The following is a 17,434-nucleotide window of genomic DNA, read 5'->3' as shown; positions in this document are numbered from 1 at the left end:
TCATGCACGCGTTGGGCCTTTTTGGGCTGGCGCATCTTTTACGACGAATGACCGAAACCATCCCCCAAGATTCTATTGCCGATACGCCTGTTGCGTTTGGCCAGTTTGGCCTGCATCCAGGCATCATGAAAGCCATCGAGGCCTCCGGATATGTGTCTGCGACACCCATCCAGGCCAAAGCAATCCCCATCGCATTAAGTGGCCGTGATGTCATGGGGGCAGCCCAAACCGGCACGGGTAAAACAGCCGCGTTTTCCTTACCCATCCTGCACCGGCTGATGCCATTTGCCAATACCAGTGCATCTCCTGCCCGCCACCCTGTGCGGGCGCTGATTCTCACACCTACCCGCGAGCTCGCTGACCAGATCCACGAGAACGTACAGCGCTACAGCCAGTACGTGCCGTTGCGTGCAGCGGTGGTATTTGGCGGGGTCGATATCCGCCCTCAGCGCGATCAACTGCGCCAGGGCTGCGAGATCCTCATCGCCACGCCGGGACGGCTGCTTGATCACGTCGAACAGCGCAACGTCAATCTTGGGCAGGTAGGCATTCTGGTGCTGGATGAAGCCGACCGCATGCTGGATATGGGCTTTTTGCCAGACCTCGATCGCATCATGCGTCTGCTGCCCCCCGGGCGGCAGGGCTTGTTGTTCTCGGCCACCTTCAGTCCCGAGATCCGCAAGCTGGGCCGTGGCTTTTTGCGCACCCCCGTCGAAGTCGAAGTTGCGCGCGCCAATGCCACGGCCGATACGGTGTCTCAAATCGCCTATGGCCTCGAAGGCGATGCCAAACGGCGTGCTGTGGTGCATCTGGTCAAGTCGCGCAAGCTCACTCAGGTGATTGTGTTTTCCAACACAAAAATTGGTTGCAGCCGTCTGGCCCGCCAACTAGAGCAAGACGGCGTGCGGGCCGAGTCCATTCATGGCAACAAGTCGCAAATCGAGCGTATGAAAGCGCTCGAGGCCTTCAAGGCGGGCACCCTCGAAGTCCTGGTGGCTACCGATGTGGCCGCGCGCGGCCTGGATGTGGCTGGTATTCCGTGCGTGATCAACTACGACCTGCCCCGTAACCCCGAAGACTATGTCCACCGCATCGGCCGTACCGGCCGTGCCGGCGCCCTGGGCGAGGCCATTGCTTTTTTTGCACCCGACGAAGAGCGTCATTTGCTGGATATCGAAAAGCTCATCAAAACCAAGATACCCCGTGGCGAGCTTGATCTTCCCCGCCTGCCCCGGCGGCGGCCGGTGGCTGCCCCCCGGCACAGCGGCGGCAGCTGGCATGCGCCGGCAGCACCTGTGGATGATTTTTTCGACAAACCCTACGAGCCTTCGATTTCGTCTGTGCCCAGCCAGGAGACCCCTTCTGTCGTAACCCCTTCGCGTCAGTCGGTGGGGATATTGTTGGGTGGCAAGGGCAAGCCCAGCTAAGAGCCCAGTTTGCCTGCCGGTCAACCGGCAGCCAGAAGCCGGATGTCACCGGGCCCCGCCTGCACGATTGGTAGGCGGTTTGCCCCATCCAGTAGGCGTTTCAGGTGGTCGATATACGGGAGCTGAGTGCCCCAGAACCGCGTCCCACCTGCATCCTGAACCAGCACCGTCGGAAAGTTCTCGACATCCTCATCGCCCAGCCACTCGGGGCTGTCCTCGACGTCTACCCAGATAAACGTCCAGTCGGGGTGCTGTGCAGCCAGGCCCTCGAATGCCGGTTGGTAAGTGTCGCAGGTACGGCACCAGGCCGCGCAATAACAGACCACGCACATGTTGTGGCTGTCGGCCAGCTGCTGCTGCAGCGCTGCCAGATCAGAGTGGGGGTTGAATACTTTCATCAGGGCAATATAGTATGAAATTTCCCAGTTATTTTCAGTGTGTGTATTCATGAGCTACCAGGATCTCGTCGTGCGCGACCCGCATTCTCCCAACGGCCTAACCCTGGTTGGGCAGGCGTTTCGGCGCGCGCTGATCAGCCAACTGCATCCGCGCATGCTGGTGGCCCTGTTTTTGCCGTTTCTCATTGCTGTCCTTGGTGCTGCCCTTTTGCTGTGGTTCTTTTGGACGCCACTGACAGGCTGGCTGGATCAGGAAGCCTCATCATGGGGCGTGTTCAATACAGTAGATGGCTGGCTGGTTGCGGTTGGCCTGTTTTCCCTTAAGTTGTGGCTGGTGCCGCTGCTGGCTGCCGGCCTGTTGCTGCCGATGGCGGGCATATTGGGCCTGGGCATTGCCGCAGTGTTTGTCATGCCGCTGGTATTGCAGCACCTCGAGAAGCGTGATTATCCTGGGCTGCGGCGGCAAGGCCAGCATGCAACCGTTCTGGGCACCTGGAACGCCGTCTGGGTCGGCTTTCTGTTTTGTGTGGGCTGGGTGCTTACCATGCCGTTATGGCTGTTGCCGCCGATGGCCCTGGTGCTGCCGGTGTTCTGGTGGGCATTTGCAGTCAATCGCATGCTGCGGGTGGATGCCATGATCGAGCATGCCAGTGGCCCCGAGCGGCACCTGCTCTGGCGTCGACACACCAGATCCCTGTGGCTGATGGCCGGCATTCTTGCAGTCATCAATCTGATGCCCTTGTTTTGGCTGGTCATGCCAGTGTTCTCGGCACTGGTCTATGCCCATTTCAGTCTGGATGCGATCCGGCGGCTGCGTACCGAAACCCTGATCGACGTCTGATTGGCTGCATCCTCATTTATTTTCCTGCATTTACCGGAAACCTTCCATGACCTCGTCCGCCCGTACAAACACACCAACCGATATCGTTGCCAGCCCCCGCCGGTCTCCTCGTGTAAGACTGATTGCCATTGGTGATGAAATTCTCTCCGGGCGGCGACAGGACAAACATTTCAGCACCCTGATCAATCTGTTGCAGGCACGCGGGATGCAACTCAACGCGGCCGAGTTCATCTCCGACGACGAAGACGAAATCACCGCCTGCCTGCAGCGCAGCTTTGCCACACCGGATCTGGTTTTTTGTTGCGGTGGTATCGGTGCCACCCCAGACGACCGCACCCGTCAGGCGGCCGCGCGTGCATTAGGGGTTGGGCTGGTGCTGCACCCAGAGGCCGAGCGGCTGATTGCCCAGCGGTGTGCCGATATGGCGGCCAAGGGGCAGGGTAGTGCGGATATGTCTACACCTGAAAACCGGCAGCGGCTGCAGATGGGTGTGTTCCCGGAAGGCGCCGAAATCATTCCCAATACGTATAACCGTATTCCCGGGTTTTTTATTCATAATCACAGTTTCATGCCCGGATTTCCGGTTATGGCGCATCCGATGATGGCCTGGACACTCGATACCCGTTATGCCGGCTGGCATCACCACGAGGCGCGGGTCGAGCATTCCTTTCTATTGTTTGGCTTGCCCGAGTCCCGCATCACGTCTGCCCTGGAGGCGCTGGAGCTGCGGTGGCCGGGGATTCGCGCGTTCAGCCTGCCCAATGTCGGCGATTCAGGCGGCTATCCGCATATCGAGCTTGGGGTCAAGGGCGAGCCCGTTGCTGCGGCAGAAGCCCTGGCCTGGCTGCGCGCCGAAGTGCAGACGCTGGGTGGCCGGCTAAATCCACCTGCCTGATTCTTTATCCAGGGAGACACAAAAGCCTGCATGACAGGGCTTGCCATCCTTCCCAATTTTTCATAGTATGGAATTTGTCGCGTTGCAACAATTTTCTCTATGGCTCATTCGCAAAGTCCGGCTTCCATGCTTTCCTCTTCCTCCCCGGCGTTGCACGACCCGGTCGCGGACACCAGTGCGGTCACTATCCAGGTGCTGGATCGGGCAATGCGCATTCTGGATGTGCTGGCCGGCCAGCGTGATCCCATTGCACTAAAAGACCTGGCAGCCGCCACCGGCCTGCATGCATCCACCACGCACCGGATCCTTGCCGATCTGGCCGTTGGCCGCTATGTCGAGCGGGTGGATAGTGGTCTGTATCGCCTGGGCATGCGGTTGTTGGAGCTTGGGTCGTTGGTGAAGGGGCGCCTGGATGTCCGTACCGCGTCGTTAGGCCCCATGCGCGAGCTTCATCGTCAAACCGGGCAGACAGTCAACCTGTCCCTGGCGCAAGGCGACGAAATCGTCTATATCGAACGCGCCTGGAGCGAGCGCTCGGGCATGCAGGTGGTGCGCGCCATCGGTGGCCGTGCCCCTTTGCATCTCACCTCCACCGGCAAGCTGTTTCTGGCCACCTGGGATGCACGCAATGTGCGTAGCTATGCCATGCGTACAGGCTTGGCGGGCAATACCCGCAACAGCCTTACACAACTCGAGCAACTCGAGCGCGAACTGGCCCTGGTGCGACGTCACGGCTATTCGCGCGACAACGAAGAGCTCGAGCTTGGCGTGCGCTGCATTGCAGCGGGTGTGTACGACGACACCGGCACCTTGCTGGCCGGTTTATCACTGTCGGCGCCGGCAGAGCGCATGCGTGACGACTGGATCCCGTTGCTGATGGCGGCCACATCCAGCATCTCAGAAGCATTGGGCTACGAAGCTGCACACTAAATGACACACTTATTTGTTGCATTGCAGCAAATAAGTGTTGACATCCTTTTTGATTCATTTAAACTTTCAATTGTGCGCTGCAGCAATTCTTGCTGACAGTCGAGAAGGTGCCGGGCATATCGCCTCTGAGGAAGCCTTCTACTTATTGACAAGGAGTCATCATGAGTGCAAACCCCCAACTGCTGGCCACACAAAAGGCCGTCATCGACAATTTCCTGGCTGTTCAAGGTACGTTTTTCAGCGGCTTCGAAAAGCTGGTCGACCTTAACCTGAAAGCCACCAAGGCTGTTCTGGACGACGCTGCTCAGAAATCGCAAGATGCCGTCGAACTCAAGGATGCCCAAGAGCTTCTGGCTTTCACCTCCGGTTTGGTTCGCCCCGAGCAGGCTGTTGCCTATGGCAAGGATGTTTACGAGATCCTTGCCAGTGTGCAAGGCGAGCTCAGCAAATTGGCTGAAACCCAATTGGCCGACAGCCAGGATCGCGTGTCCGACGCGGTAGAGCAGTTTGCCCGCAACGCCCCCACCGGCTCTGAAGGTGCAGTTGCCTTGCTGAAGTCCTCGCTGGCCACGGCCACCAACGCTTACGAGTCGGCAACCAAGGCTGCCCGCCAAGCCGCTAGTGCTGCCGAGTCCAACTTTGCTGCCGCCACCAACGCCACGCTCAAGGCTGCGGCTGACGCCTCCAAGGCCAGCAAGCCAGCGCGCGGCCGTCGTTCGGCCAACTAATCACTGGCTGCATGGGGCCTGCCATCAGGCGGGCCTGCAAGAACGCTCCGTAGCAACATCCTTAAGGGCCTCCAAGGCATGGATAAGATCCAGCTTTGGGGGCCTTTTATATTGGGCCCAACCTTTACCCGCTGGTATTGCCTTCCGTAAGTGCTGCGATTGGCTCACCCTCAATGTGCGGCTTGACCGTATACTCGCACAGGGCGCCATTTGGTGTTCCAGCCGCACGTCGTCTGCTGCACAGGGCGGCTCCAGGCGGTTTTCAACCTCCCGAGAGATTTCCTGAATGTCGTCCGTTCGTCGTTCGCTGCTGGTTGTGGGTGTGCCTGTCCTGTTGGTTCTGGGGGCGATGATCTGGTGGCTGAGTCAGCCCAAGGCCAAGTCGCAGGCCAGCATAGTCCAGGTGGCGGCGGTGCGTGTGCATGTGCAACCGGTCCGGGTGCAGGATGTCGCTATCCGCTTGCCTGGCCTGGGTATCGTCCAGGCATGGCATTCGGCCACCATCCGTGCCCGTATTGATGGGCAGCTGCAGTCGCTGGGATTTCGCGAGGGCGAACAGGTAAAAAAAGGACAACTGATCGCCCAACTGGACAACCGTGCCCAGAAGGCTCAACTGGATCTTGCGCTGGCACAGCGTAGCCGCGATCAGGCGCAGCTGGATAACGCCCGGCAAGACCTCAAACGCTATACCGAACTGGCCCGCCAGTCTGCCATCAATCGCCAGACTCTGGATACGCAACGTGCGCAGGTAGCAACCTTGCAAGCCATCGTGCAGGCGGATGATGCACAAGTGCAAGCCGCCAGGGTACAGCTGGATTACACCCGGATTGTGGCGCCGTTTGCCGGACGCACAGGGGCCCGGCTGGTGGATCCTGGTAATCTTGTTCGGGCGGCGGATGGCCAGGGGCTGGTGGTTATCAACCAGACAGACCCCATTGCCATCAACTTTACCGTGCCGGATACCGAATACGCACAGATCCAGGCTGCCTTGAAGGGCGCTGACGCCCTGGATGCTGCTCAACCAGCAATCAAGGTGCAAGTGCTGCCGCGTGGGCAGTCTGGTGTGCTGAAAGAGGGGCATCTAGTGCTGGTGGATAACCAGGTAGACACCAGCAGTGGCACGTTGCGCCTCAAGGCCAGGTTTGATAATCCGGATGCAGTGTTGTGGCCTGGCCAAGCGGTGGATGTGCGGCTGGTTTTGGGCGTGCGTAAGCACGCACTGACGGTACCCGACGCCGCAGTGCAGCGGGGTGCTCAGGGCCTGTTTGTGTATGTGGTGTCGGCGGATAACACTGTACGGGCACAAGCCGTGCAGGTGGCATTCAGCCAGGATGGTTTCAGTGTCATCGAGCAAGGCCTTGCGGCTGAGGATCGTGTGGTGACTGATGGGCAATATCGGCTGCATCCCGGCGCGCGAATCGCCGAGATTCAGCCGGAATCCGCCGACCACAAGCCGGCTGCCTCCCAGGCAACCGCGCCGGCGGCATCCTGACGGGGCCGGGCATGAAGTTCTCGACTTCGTTTATTCAGCGTCCCATTGGCACCTCGCTGCTGGCGCTAGCCCTGTTTTTGGTGGGGCTGGCGGTTTTCTCTTTGTTGCCTGTGGCGCCTTTGCCCCAGGTAGACTTTCCCACCATCCAGGTCACCGCTAAATTGCCCGGCGGTAATCCGGAAACCATGGCAACCAGCGTGGCTCAGCCTCTGGAACGTCAGTTTTCGACGATTCCCGGCCTAGTGCAGATGAGCTCGCAAAATGCATTGGGAGAGTCGCGCATCACCTTGCAGTTTGATCTGGATCGCAACATTGATGGTGCTGCCCTGGACGTGCAGACAGCAATTGCGTCTGCCGCGCGGCAACTGCCTGCCAATATGCCTAGCCCGCCTACGTTTCGCAAGGTCAACCCGGCTGACTTTTCCATCCTGATCCTGTCGGTGCAATCAGATGTATTGCCCATCACGGTGGTCAACGACTACACAGACAACATCCTGGCGCAACAGCTCTCACGTGTTGAAGGCGTGGGCCAGGTCAATATCTTCGGGCAACAAAAGCCCGCAATTCGAGTACAGATCGATCCCCAGAAAATTTCCGCACTGGGGCTTGATCTTGAATCCATCCGAGGCGTGCTGGCCAGCACTACGGTCAATCAGCCCAAGGGCACCGTAGACGGGGCGCGGCAAAGCTACACCATCTATACCAACGACCAATTGCTCAGTGTCGAGCACTGGAACGATGCGATTGTGGCCTGGCGCAATGGGGCACCTGTCAGGATCCGGGATATCGGGCAGGCTATCCCAGGCCCGGAGGACACCAAGCAGGCCGCCTGGGCCTTTGCCGGAAAAGGCGCGCAGCCCGGAGACGTGGCACTGGATGGGCGGTCTTTGGTGGTGGGGGTGACCAAACAGCCCGGTGCCAATGTGATCGATACCGTGGCACGCATCAAGGCCGAGATGCCAAAGTTGATGGCATCCATGCCGGCCAGCATTCACGTCAGCACCCTAATCGATCGTACCCAAAATATCCAGGCCTCCGTGCACGAGGTGGAATTTACGCTGCTGTTGTCCATCGCCTTGGTAGTGCTGGTGATATTCATGTTTTTGCGCAATGTGGCGGGTACGCTGATTGCCAGTGTGGCCGTGCCGCTGGTGTTGATGGGTACCTTCGCGCTGATGTATCTGGCAGGCTACAGCCTGGATAACCTGTCCCTCATGGCGCTCACCATTTCGGTGGGCTTCATCATTGATGATGCCGTGGTCATGCTGGAAAACATCTGGCGTCACATCGAGGAAGGCATGCGGCCCTTTGAGGCGGCAGTGCGAGGGGCCCAGGAAATTGGTTTCACAATTATCTCGATTTCCGTGTCATTGATGGCCGTGTTTATCCCCCTGCTGCTTATGGGGGGCATTGTGGGGCGCCTGTTTCGCGAGTTTGCCGTCACGGTGGTCATGACCATCGGCATCTCGGTGCTGGTGACCCTTACCCTGACGCCGATGCTGTGTTCGCGTTTTTTGCGTCAGCAGCCACCCGGGCGGCATGGCCGCTTGTACCAGATCTTTGAGACAGGTTTTGATCGGCTGCTGGGGGCTTATCGCCGGTCTTTGGATGTGGTGCTGAATCACGCCTTTGCCACGCTTTGCGTGTTTTTACTGACGCTGGCGGCTTCTGTGGCCTTGCTGATCGTGATCCCCAAAGGGTTTTTTCCGCAGCAGGATACCGGCACGATTTTTGGGATTGCTGAATCGGGGCAAGACAGTTCTTTTGAGGCCATGAATGAACGCATGATGGCGCTGGCGGATGTCCTGCGGCAAGACCCGGATATCACAGGGTTTGGCATGACCAGCAATGCCCCTACGTTTAATACCGGGCGGTTTTTCATTAGCCTCACACCACGCAGCCAGGGGCGCACGGCAACGGCCGACGAAGTTATCCGGCGCCTGAACCCGCAGTTGGCCCGAGTGCCGGGTGTGCGCCTGTTCATGCAGGCCGGGCAGGACATCAACGTCGGTGGGCGCCTGTCGCGTACGCAATATCAGTACACCCTTACCAGCGCCAACCTGGACGAGCTTAATATCTGGGCCCCACGGCTGCTTGAACGGTTTCGTACCCTGGCACCACTCACTGATCTGGCGACCGATCAGCAAAATGGTGCCAGTACGGCGGTTGTCACGATCGACCGCGCCCGGGCGGCCATGTTTGGCATCACCCCCGCCATGATCGACAGCACCATCTATGATGCACTGGGCCAGCGCCAGGTGGCGCAGTTCTTTACCCAGATCAACAGCTATAACGTAGTGCTCGAGATTACGCCGCAATGGCAGCGTGATCCCGATGTGTTCTCGCGCCTGTATATCAGCTCGCCGCTCACGGGCCAACAAGTACCGTTATCCAGCCTGGTAACGGTAGATACCTCGAAGACGGGCTATCTGTCCATCAATCACCAGGGGCAGTTTCCAGCGGTAACCATCTCGTTCAACCTGGCCAGTGGGTATTCGTTGGGGCAGGCGGTGGATGCCATCCAGGAGGCACAGACTGAAATGGCAGTGCCTATTTCTGTTCAAGGCGCATTTCAGGGCACTGCCCAGGCGTTTCAGGAGTCTCTCGCCACGCAGCCTTATCTGATTGCCGCTGCGTTGATTGCGGTGTACATCGTGCTAGGCCTGCTCTACGAAAGCTATATCCACCCGCTTACCATTCTGTCTACCTTGCCGGCAGCCGGTGTGGGGGCCTTGCTGATTTTGATGATCAGCGGCATGGATTTCAGTGTGATTGCCCTGATTGGGGTCCTGTTGCTGATTGGTATCGTAAAGAAAAACGGCATTTTGCTGATCGACTTTGCCATCGTGGCAGAGCGTGAGCAGGGGCTTTCGCCCAGAGAAGCCATTTACCAGGCCTGCCTTCTGCGGTTTCGTCCGATCCTCATGACCACCTTATGTGCCCTGTTTGCCGGCCTGCCGCTGATGCTGGGTTCGGGGGCCGGATCAGAGTTGCGCCAGCCCCTGGGCTACACCATGGTGGGTGGCTTGATCTTGTCTCAGGTGCTTACCCTGTACACCACGCCCGTGGTGTATCTGTATCTGGATCGCGCTCATCATCACTACGTGCGGGGGCGGGCGCTTAAGCAGGCGCGGCGTCTGCGGGCGCGTCGTCAGGCCACTCATCGCGTGGCCTGAGGGGCAGCCTATTAATACAGGGGGTCTAGTGCCTGTACGCACTCGCGAATCAGTGCCGGGCCTCGGTAGATAAGTCCGGTATACAGCTGTACGGCATCGGCTCCTGCCTGGATTTTTTCAATCGCTTGCTGGCCGGATTCGATCCCGCCCACGCCAATGATTGCCACCTTGTCGCCCAGTTGCTGGCGCAATTGACGAATCACCACCAGCGACATCGCGTGCACGGGTGGGCCCGAAAGCCCCCCGGCTTCGTCTTCGTGTGGCAAGCCACGTACGGCATCGCGCGATAGTGTGGTGTTGGTGGCAATGACGCCATCGATGCCGTGATGGCTGATCAGCTGGCCCACCGCAGTGATTTCGTCGGCCAGGAGGTCGGGTGCGATTTTTACCACTAGGGGGCGCATGCACTTGTGGGCCTCGGCCAGTTGCTGGCGGCGGGATTGCAATGCGGCCAGCAAGGCATCCAGCGCATTGTGGCTTTGCAGGCTGCGCAGGTTTTTTGTGTTGGGGGATGAAATATTGATGGTGATGTAGTCGGCATGCGGGTACACACCGTCCAGACAGCGCAGGTAGTCGTCTACCGCGTGTTCGATGGGAGTGGCTGCGTTTTTGCCGATGTTTAATCCCAGGATGCCGCCTTTGCTGCGCCATTGGCTGCGCTTTACGTTGGCAATAAAGGTGTCCAGCCCGTTGTTGTTAAAGCCCATGCGGTTGATCAGGCAGCGGGCCCGGGGCAGGCGAAACATGCGTGGCTTGGGATTGCCTGGTTGAGCACGCGGTGTCACGGTGCCCACCTCGATGAAACCAAAGCCCAGTGCGGCCAACGCATCGATATAGGCACCGTTTTTGTCCAGCCCGGCTGCCAGGCCAATGGGGTTGCGCAGGGGCAAACCCATCACAGTGCGCGGCAGCGTAGGTTGTGCGGTGGCCGACAGCAGCCGCGTGAGGGTGCACTGATGGCTGTGCTGCAGGGCGCGTAGCGTGTGTTCGTGCGCCTGTTCGGGGTCCATGGAGAAGAGTGCGGCACGGGCCAGTGGATAGGCGTTGAACAAAAGAGACATGGGTATCCGGGGGATTCAGGACATCAGGGATCGGAGGGCTCGACCCACACACCATCCTGAAGAATCTGGTGGGGGCGAAACCGCGACTTATAAGCCATTTTACGGCTTTCGGCGATCCAATAGCCCAGGTATAGCCAGGGCAATTGGTGCCGTCGGCAATAGTCCAGTTGCCACAGGATGCCATAGGTGCCCAGGCTGCCATGCCAGTCGGGATCATAAAAGGTATACACAGCAGACAGGCCGTGGTCGAGATAATCCATGATGGCCACCATGCGCAGTTGGCCGCCGGCATCATGAAACTCTGCCATCTCGGTGTGTACCCGGCTGGTAAGCAGAAACTGCGTGTACTGCGCCTGGTCGTCCTGATCCATCCCCGCGCCCGGGTGGCGCTGCTGCTGGTAGCGCAGGTACAGCGCAAAGTGGCTGGCATCCCAGTGCAGCGGAGCCAGCTGCACGCGAAGTGCTTCCTGCATGTGCCGCCACAGTTTTTGCTGGGTACGGTTGCGGACAAACCGCTGAGTATCCACCCGCAGGGGAATGCAGGCCCTGCATCCGTTGCAGGCAGGGCGGTAGGTAAACAGGCCGCTGCGCCTGAAGCCTTGTTCGATCAGGCGCGAATATGCAGCATCATCCACCAGATGGGCGGGTGCGGCCACCTCGGATCGCGCCATACGCCCCGGCAGGTAGCTGCAGGGGTAGGCGGCCGTTGTGTAAAACTGCAGGCGGCGGAAAATCGACTCACTGGGTTTGCTCATGAGATAGCCCCATATCCTCTGCCTACATTGTGGCACTGTGCGTACTGCTTGTACCAGTTGCTCAAGGCTTGATCAGGGGTATCAAGCGCCCATCGGCTGTCAGGCGGCCAGATGGCCAGTGCAGCTGCGTGTCATCGCGCCCCTGTGCCAGACGGCTCAGGAATTCATCGCGGGAGATGGCTTGTGCGCCCAGGCTGGCCAGATGAGGGGTTTCCTGTTGGCAGTCTATCCAGGGGATGCCCTGAGCCATCAGAAACCGAACCAGATATGCCAGCGCTACCTTGCTGGTGTCTGTGGCCAGGCTGAACATCGACTCACCAAAAAAGCAGCGCCCAATACACACACCATATAAGCCGCCCGCCAGTTGCCCATTGATCCAGGTTTCCACGCTGTGGGCATATCCTAGGCGATGCCATGCGCTGTAGGTCTGGCGGATATCGGGCGTAATCCAGGTGCCGCCTGGTAGTGGTGCGGCGGGTGCCGGCCAGTGTTGCGTATGGCGGGCCGCGCCCAGGCCAAGCCGGTGTGAACTGCGTTGTGCACAGTGTGCAATGACCTGATCAAATGCTGCGTCTAGTGTGATGGCCAGGCCTGCTTGGCCGGCCGGGTGGGTTGGCTGTAGGGGAGGACGATCAAACTGGCGGACGCGTTTGGCCAGCGAGCGGCTGATATGAAAATCGCCGCACATCAGCAGCATGCGTGGATCCGGGCTCCACCAGAGCACGGGCTCACCCGGGCCGTACCATGGAAATATCCCCTTGCGGTATGCCTCAAGCAGCCGTGTGGTCGATAAATCAGCCCCCGCTGCCACCAGTCCGCGGGGAGAGGTTTGATTGATCTCAGGCAGGAGCGTGTTGGGGTCTACCCAGATAATCGACATGACACTGTATCGGCTGATGTACGAGGTTGCGCGGCCTAATCAGGAAAGCGCAGGTCGATGGCGTAATGATGTGTGGGAAACACGCCTTGTGGCCGATCTTCGAGATAGTGTTCGATGGTGGTGCTGACTGTGCGAAACGCCAAGTCGTTCCAGGGGATCTCATCGAGCTTGAAAAAACCGGCCTCGAGGGTTTCGGGGCCTGGAGCCAGATGAGGGCCCAGGACGTCTGCCAGATAAAAGAAATGCACCTGATTGACAGACGGCACATCCACCACGGTGAATAAAGAGCGCACCTGGACGCGTGCGCCGGATTCTTCGTGGTTCTCACGTATCGCGCCTTGCTCGGTGGTTTCTCCGAGTTCCATAAAGCCCGCTGGGAGCGTCCATTTGCCATAACGGGGCTCGATGGCCCGCCGGCAGAGCAGGATCTGGTCTTGCAAAACAGGCACGATACCCACGACGTTGCGCGGATTTTGATAATGCACCGCACCGCAATGGGTGCAAAGATCCCGGATACGATTGTCGTCAGGTGGAGTTTCGCGGCTGAGACGGTGGCCACATTGAGAGCAGAACTGCTGTGTACGGGGAGCCGGATGGTAGAAGGCGGGATCAGTTTGATTCATGAACTGATTTTAGCCGCTTGCCACGGGTTTGCGCAGTACCTCGAGACGAGGGTAGACGCGGAGAAATCAGGGGGCAGGCTGTGCTTGAAAACCCAGGGTTTTGGCTACTTCCTGGGTGGGCAGCCATCCCACAGGTGCTATGTTTATGCCAGACAGTGGCTGGGGCCCGGGAACAAGACCAACCGCCAGTGGCTGCGTCTGCAGACTTTGCAATGAGGGCAATGTGTCCAGGCAATCTGCCAGCGTCTGGTGCTCGAGCGTCACCAGCGCCTCTGCTGCCCGGGCGAGATCACGATCCAGAACGCGTCCTGCGCCTTGCGGGGCCTGTGCATAGAGATAGCCGTTGTCGTCTACCCACCACTGCTTGATGGGGCCATATGGCAGGCCTATATGGGTTTGCCAATGCAGGCCGGTGTCTGGCCCGGGATGCAATTCGAGAATCCAGGGAGCCGCGTCCAGGCGCACATATACTTTTTGTGGACCATTCTGAAAAAACCAGCGGCCAGTATCGTCGGACTGATAGTTGCGGCCGATAAAGGTCACGATTTGCGGGTTGGTAATCGGCTGGCCGGGCTCGGTTTCTGTATGCCCCCAGCCCTGGCCTGCGGGGTGCAGGCACCACTGGCCGCGAGGCGATAAGGACAGCCAGCCAAAGGCTGCTGGCACATTGGGCCAGCGAGCCATGGAGGCCAGTACGGTGTCGTCCATTATTTCCAGTAGCCGTTGGCAGCTGCAATCGTTTGGAAGTTGGTCGCTACGACCTGGGATGATGCAATCAGGGCATTGGCGTCTTCACCGTAAACAGGGCGCAGCTTATCGCGCACTTCGGCAGAGGGTTGGGTGTACTTGACCCCCATGCGAGCCAGCTTGATCGCCAGTTCGTAACCCTCTTGGGGCGTGTCGGTGATTAGAGTCTTGAGCCAGATGTCAGCCATCTTGGGTGCCTCCTGTTAAATAAGGTTTTATAAGAATGGCATGAATTCGTGTCGATTGCATCCTTGCCTCGGAGCAAAAGCGGGTATGGCGGTGGCGCACAGCGTAAAATGGCAGTTTGTCTGAGTGTCTGGGAATCTGTCATGGATATGCCGGTAGCTACACACCTTGATGCGGCTGCACTACAAGGTTTTGTCGACGAGCAGTGGGATCACGAAATTACGCCAGCCCTTCAGCGATATATTGCCGTGCCTGCCAAAAGCCCCGCCTTTGATGCCGACTGGCAGGCGCATGGGTTTATCAGCCAGGTAGTGCGCGATGCAGCCACTTGGCTGGAATCCCGTCGGGTGGCCGGCTTGAAGGTCGAGATCCTGCAACTGCCGGGCCGCACACCAGTGCTCGCCTTCGAGGCCCCGGCTACCCGGGCTGACAATGGTGACACCGTACTGCTGTATGGTCACCTGGATAAACAGCCTGAGTTCTCCGGCTGGCGCCAGGGCCTGGGGCCATGGCAGCCGGTTATCCAGGATGGCAAGCTCTATGGCCGTGGCGGTGCAGACGACGGCTATGCCGTGTATGCCTCTCTCACCGCCATCGAGGCGCTGGATCGTCAGGGCATTCCCCGGCCGCGTTGTGTGGGGCTCATCGAAACCTGCGAAGAATCCGGCAGCTACGATCTCTTGCCTTATATCGATACGCTTCGCTCACGCCTGGGCAATATTGCGTTGGTGGTGTGCCTGGATTCGGGCGCCGGCAACTACGATCAACTGTGGATGACCACCTCATTGCGCGGGCTGGTTACCGGCACCCTCGAGGTTCAGGTGCTGGACGAAGGCGTGCATTCGGGGGACTCCAGTGGCGTCGTGCCCTCCAGTTTCCGGGTATTGCGTCATCTGCTTGATCGCCTTGAAGACAGTGGAACAGGCCGTGTATTGCCTGGCAGCTTTCATTGCGAGATTCCTTTGCAGCGCCAGGATCAGGCCCGTCAGGCGGCTCGTATTTTGGGTGATGAAGTCTGGCGACGTTTTCCCTGGGCGTGCGGGGCGGATGGCAATTTTGTCCTGCCCATGACGCGCGAGCCCGATCAGGCCTTGCTAAACCGTACCTGGCGGCCGGCCTTATCGGTTACCGGTGTGGATGGCATGCCGTCTGTGGACAATGCCGGCAATGTGCTGCGCCCGCACACTGCATTCAAGCTGTCTTTGCGTTTGCCCCCGCTGGTGGATGCGGTGCAGGCTGCCCAAAAGCTCAAGACACTGCTCGAGCAAGAGGCGCCTTATCAAGCACGGGTGGTGTTTCAGCCCGATCCGGGCGTGGCCAGTGGCTGGGATGCGCCTGAATCTGCCCCATGGCTGGCGGATGCACTGGACCACGCCTCGCATCAGTATTTTGATGCACCGTGCGGTTATATCGGCCAAGGCGGTACGATCCCCTTGATGAATTTGTTGCGCCAGGGGTTTCCGCGGGCGCAGTTCATGGTGTGTGGTGTCTTGGGGCCAAAATCAAATGCTCATGGCCCCAACGAGTTCTTGCATCTGTCATATGGCAAACGCCTGACGGCAGCCGTGGCCCAAGCCTTATCTGCATTGCCCGCAGGCTTGCCTGTTGATGCCGATGCCCATTGACAGGTGGCGGCAACAAAAAAGGGCCTACCTGAAAAGTAAGCCCTTGATTGGAGGCGCAAGCCGGAATCGAACCGACGTTGACGGATTTGCAGTCCGCTACATAACCACTCTGCCATTGCGCCGCTGACATGCTGGTAGATCCAGCCAAGTCAAGCATTATACGATAAATTTACGTAGCACATGGCGCACCCGCACCGTGTGCTCAGTCTGTTTTTGGGATGAATCATTAATGGGGTCTTTACTGCCGGCAATCACCGGGACGATGTGGCTATATATTGTGTGGCGCTTTGTCTGGCCAATGGGCAGCAGCGTTTGGGTGCGTTTGGGGCTGGTACTGTTGTTGTTGCTGGCTTCGCAGGTTCACCAGATTACGAGCCGGTATTTTGGTTCTCTGGCTTCACCAGAAGTGCCACATGCCGTGCTGGTGGTGCTGGTCTGGGCATTTGCCTTTGTGTTGCTGCTGTCCATCTTGCTGCTTCTGCGGGACATCATCGGGGTGCTTGTCTGGTTGCCGCTGCGTCAGTCAGGGCGTTGGGTGCTGGGTGCGCCCGCGGTACGTCTGGGGTTGGGGGTGTTGGCACTGGGCCTGGCCACGCTGGGTGTCTGGCAGGCAATACGAGTGCCCGATGTGCGGCAGGTCAGCGTCACAATCCCCCACTTGCCGGCCGCACTGGACGGCTACGAGATTGTGCAACTGACAGACCTTCACGCCAGCCAGTTGCTGCCGCGATCCTGGCAGGCCTCGGTGGTGGCGCGCGCCAATCAGCTCAAGCCTGATCTGATCGTCATCACCGGAGATTTGTCGGATGGCACTGTGGCTGCACGGGCCGACGACGTTCAGCCCCTGGCGCGCCTGAGCGCACCGGATGGTGTGATTGCCATCCCCGGTAACCACGAGTACTACTCCAACTATCTGCAGTGGATACACGCTTACCGTGCGTTGGGGCTGACCTTGCTGGAAAACAGCCATGTCCTGATCCCGCACGGGGGCGCTACCTTGGCGGTAGTGGGCCTCACCGATGTGCAAGCACAGCGGTTTGGCCTGCCGGGCCCGGATCTGCATGCCGCCATGCAGGGGGTTCCGGCCGATGCGATGGTCTTGTTGCTGGAACATCGCCCTGGCAGTGCGCCCGAGAATGCCCGGGCCGGGGTAACCCTGCAGTTGTCGGGACATACCCATGGCGGGCAGATTCTCGGATTGCACTACCTTACTCAGAGAGCCAATAACGGGTTTGTGTCCGGCCTTTATACGGTAGGCAAGATGGCCTTGTATGTCAGCAGTGGCACCGGGCTCTGGAACGGCCTGGCGGTGCGGCTGGGCCGTCCGTCAGAAATCACACGAATCACCCTGCGCGCCGACCGTTAAGGCGGTATCAGTCCACTTCTTCGATCTGCTTTACGTCAGATTTATTCACCTGAACTTCATGGCCGTCTTTTTCATAGGTGATGAAATCTTTATCCTGATCGACGTCCGGCTTGTCTGCGGTGTAGGTGGTTTGGCCGTCACGTGTGGTGACGGTGGTGGGGGTCGAGCAGGCCGCTAGTGTCAAACTGGCAGCAGTCATGGCGAGGATCATCGAAAGTTGCTTTGACATCAGGCATCTCCTGGTTTTGAATGGCTTCCCAAATACCTTATCAAAGCAGCGACTGATACGCTGTAAGGGGGTTCT

General features: G+C 59.1%; 17 protein-coding genes and 1 tRNA gene. 9 read left to right on the top strand and 9 right to left on the bottom strand.

Features of this window, described 5'->3' with window-relative positions; translation table 11 throughout:
* Positions 1–47: 47 nt before the first annotated feature.
* Positions 48–1,427, top strand: a complete 1,380-nt coding sequence (locus WA928_RS08255) for a DEAD/DEAH box helicase (RefSeq protein ID WP_424302052.1) — start codon at positions 48–50, stop codon at positions 1,425–1,427.
* A gap of 20 nt (positions 1,428–1,447) precedes the next feature.
* Here WA928_RS08255 and WA928_RS08250 read toward each other — a convergent pair whose 3' ends face one another.
* Positions 1,448–1,876 (bottom strand): thioredoxin family protein, encoded by a 429-nt coding sequence (locus tag WA928_RS08250; protein ID WP_424302049.1) that lies wholly within the window; start codon positions 1,874–1,876, stop codon positions 1,448–1,450.
* Between WA928_RS08250 and WA928_RS08245 the strand changes: the two genes are divergently transcribed.
* The 6 genes from WA928_RS08245 (at position 1,875) to WA928_RS08220 (ending at position 9,887) form a co-directional block, all read left to right on the top strand.
* On the top strand, positions 1,875–2,666 hold the full coding sequence (locus tag WA928_RS08245) for an EI24 domain-containing protein (RefSeq protein ID WP_424302046.1): 792 nt from the start codon (positions 1,875–1,877) through the stop codon (positions 2,664–2,666). The two genes, WA928_RS08250 and WA928_RS08245, sit on opposite strands and share 2 nt — an antisense overlap.
* A 46-nt stretch (positions 2,667–2,712) precedes the next feature.
* Positions 2,713–3,561, top strand: coding sequence for a competence/damage-inducible protein A (locus WA928_RS08240; protein WP_424302044.1), 849 nt, complete (start codon positions 2,713–2,715; stop codon positions 3,559–3,561).
* Between the two features lie 126 nt (positions 3,562–3,687).
* Positions 3,688–4,491 carry an IclR family transcriptional regulator gene (locus WA928_RS08235; protein WP_424302041.1) on the top strand — a complete coding sequence of 268 codons (804 nt, stop codon included), beginning with the start codon at positions 3,688–3,690 and terminating at the stop codon, positions 4,489–4,491.
* Between the two features lie 161 nt (positions 4,492–4,652).
* Positions 4,653–5,219, top strand: a complete 567-nt coding sequence (locus tag WA928_RS08230; RefSeq protein WP_424302038.1) for a phasin family protein — start codon at positions 4,653–4,655, stop codon at positions 5,217–5,219.
* A gap of 286 nt (positions 5,220–5,505) precedes the next feature.
* Positions 5,506–6,711 (top strand): efflux RND transporter periplasmic adaptor subunit, encoded by a 1,206-nt coding sequence (locus WA928_RS08225; RefSeq protein ID WP_424302035.1) that lies wholly within the window; start codon positions 5,506–5,508, stop codon positions 6,709–6,711.
* 11 nt (positions 6,712–6,722) lie between these two features.
* Positions 6,723–9,887, top strand: a complete 3,165-nt coding sequence (locus WA928_RS08220; protein ID WP_424302032.1) for an efflux RND transporter permease subunit — start codon at positions 6,723–6,725, stop codon at positions 9,885–9,887.
* 11 nt (positions 9,888–9,898) lie between these two features.
* Here the strand turns inward: WA928_RS08220 and WA928_RS08215 are convergent, their stop codons facing one another.
* The 6 genes from WA928_RS08215 to WA928_RS08190 form a co-directional block, all read right to left on the bottom strand.
* Positions 9,899–10,948, bottom strand: coding sequence for a quinone-dependent dihydroorotate dehydrogenase (locus WA928_RS08215; RefSeq protein ID WP_424302029.1), 1,050 nt, complete (start codon positions 10,946–10,948; stop codon positions 9,899–9,901).
* A 23-nt stretch (positions 10,949–10,971) separates the two neighbouring features.
* Positions 10,972–11,703 carry an arginyltransferase gene (locus tag WA928_RS08210; protein ID WP_424302026.1) on the bottom strand — a complete coding sequence of 244 codons (732 nt, stop codon included), beginning with the start codon at positions 11,701–11,703 and terminating at the stop codon, positions 10,972–10,974.
* Positions 11,704–11,764: 61 nt separating this feature from the next.
* On the bottom strand, positions 11,765–12,583 hold the full coding sequence (aat, locus tag WA928_RS08205) for a leucyl/phenylalanyl-tRNA--protein transferase (RefSeq protein ID WP_424302023.1): 819 nt from the start codon (positions 12,581–12,583) through the stop codon (positions 11,765–11,767).
* Between the two features lie 35 nt (positions 12,584–12,618).
* Positions 12,619–13,206 carry an NUDIX hydrolase gene (locus WA928_RS08200; protein WP_424302020.1) on the bottom strand — a complete coding sequence of 196 codons (588 nt, stop codon included), beginning with the start codon at positions 13,204–13,206 and terminating at the stop codon, positions 12,619–12,621.
* Positions 13,207–13,272: 66 nt separating this feature from the next.
* Complete coding sequence (locus WA928_RS08195) at positions 13,273–13,914, bottom strand: DUF2946 family protein (RefSeq protein WP_424302017.1); 642 nt, start codon at positions 13,912–13,914, stop codon at positions 13,273–13,275.
* Positions 13,914–14,141: a hexameric tyrosine-coordinated heme protein gene (locus WA928_RS08190; protein WP_417252281.1), complete on the bottom strand. Its 228-nt coding sequence runs from the start codon at positions 14,139–14,141 to the stop codon at positions 13,914–13,916. The genes WA928_RS08195 and WA928_RS08190 overlap by 1 nt, the downstream gene beginning before the upstream one ends.
* 141 nt (positions 14,142–14,282) lie before the next feature.
* On the opposite strand from WA928_RS08190, the gene WA928_RS08185 reads away from it, so the two are divergent.
* On the top strand, positions 14,283–15,764 hold the full coding sequence (locus WA928_RS08185; RefSeq protein ID WP_424302014.1) for a M20 family metallopeptidase: 1,482 nt from the start codon (positions 14,283–14,285) through the stop codon (positions 15,762–15,764).
* Between the two features lie 48 nt (positions 15,765–15,812).
* On the opposite strand, the gene WA928_RS08180 is transcribed toward WA928_RS08185, so the two are convergent.
* Positions 15,813–15,886, bottom strand: a tRNA-Cys gene (locus WA928_RS08180).
* A 107-nt stretch (positions 15,887–15,993) separates the two neighbouring features.
* Between WA928_RS08180 and WA928_RS08175 the strand changes: the two genes are divergently transcribed.
* Positions 15,994–17,130, top strand: a complete 1,137-nt coding sequence (locus WA928_RS08175; protein ID WP_424302011.1) for a metallophosphoesterase — start codon at positions 15,994–15,996, stop codon at positions 17,128–17,130.
* Positions 17,131–17,137: 7 nt separating this feature from the next.
* Here the strand turns inward: WA928_RS08175 and WA928_RS08170 are convergent, their stop codons facing one another.
* Positions 17,138–17,359, bottom strand: coding sequence for a YgdI/YgdR family lipoprotein (locus tag WA928_RS08170; protein WP_424302008.1), 222 nt, complete (start codon positions 17,357–17,359; stop codon positions 17,138–17,140).
* Positions 17,360–17,434: the final 75 nt, after the last annotated feature.

Origin of the sequence: Castellaniella sp., assembly GCF_049651205.1 — a bacterium.
GTDB lineage: Bacteria > Pseudomonadota > Gammaproteobacteria > Burkholderiales > Burkholderiaceae_B > Castellaniella.
This window is presented reverse-complemented; position numbering and strand designations above follow the sequence as displayed.

Coding starts and splice junctions, on each gene's coding strand:
- WA928_RS08255 (WP_424302052.1), top strand. CDS start 48: ATGACCGAAACCATCCCCCAAGATTCTATTGCCGATACGCCTGTTGCG.
- WA928_RS08245 (WP_424302046.1), top strand. CDS start 1,875: ATGAGCTACCAGGATCTCGTCGTGCGCGACCCGCATTCTCCCAACGGC.
- WA928_RS08250 (WP_424302049.1), bottom strand. CDS start 1,876: ATGAATACACACACTGAAAATAACTGGGAAATTTCATACTATATTGCC.
- WA928_RS08240 (WP_424302044.1), top strand. CDS start 2,713: ATGACCTCGTCCGCCCGTACAAACACACCAACCGATATCGTTGCCAGC.
- WA928_RS08235 (WP_424302041.1), top strand. CDS start 3,688: ATGCTTTCCTCTTCCTCCCCGGCGTTGCACGACCCGGTCGCGGACACC.
- WA928_RS08230 (WP_424302038.1), top strand. CDS start 4,653: ATGAGTGCAAACCCCCAACTGCTGGCCACACAAAAGGCCGTCATCGAC.
- WA928_RS08225 (WP_424302035.1), top strand. CDS start 5,506: ATGTCGTCCGTTCGTCGTTCGCTGCTGGTTGTGGGTGTGCCTGTCCTG.
- WA928_RS08220 (WP_424302032.1), top strand. CDS start 6,723: ATGAAGTTCTCGACTTCGTTTATTCAGCGTCCCATTGGCACCTCGCTG.
- WA928_RS08215 (WP_424302029.1), bottom strand. CDS start 10,948: ATGTCTCTTTTGTTCAACGCCTATCCACTGGCCCGTGCCGCACTCTTC.
- WA928_RS08210 (WP_424302026.1), bottom strand. CDS start 11,703: ATGAGCAAACCCAGTGAGTCGATTTTCCGCCGCCTGCAGTTTTACACA.
- aat (WP_424302023.1), bottom strand. CDS start 12,583: ATGTCGATTATCTGGGTAGACCCCAACACGCTCCTGCCTGAGATCAAT.
- WA928_RS08200 (WP_424302020.1), bottom strand. CDS start 13,206: ATGAATCAAACTGATCCCGCCTTCTACCATCCGGCTCCCCGTACACAG.
- WA928_RS08195 (WP_424302017.1), bottom strand. CDS start 13,914: ATGGACGACACCGTACTGGCCTCCATGGCTCGCTGGCCCAATGTGCCA.
- WA928_RS08190 (WP_417252281.1), bottom strand. CDS start 14,141: ATGGCTGACATCTGGCTCAAGACTCTAATCACCGACACGCCCCAAGAG.
- WA928_RS08185 (WP_424302014.1), top strand. CDS start 14,283: ATGGATATGCCGGTAGCTACACACCTTGATGCGGCTGCACTACAAGGT.
- WA928_RS08175 (WP_424302011.1), top strand. CDS start 15,994: ATGGGGTCTTTACTGCCGGCAATCACCGGGACGATGTGGCTATATATT.
- WA928_RS08170 (WP_424302008.1), bottom strand. CDS start 17,359: ATGTCAAAGCAACTTTCGATGATCCTCGCCATGACTGCTGCCAGTTTG.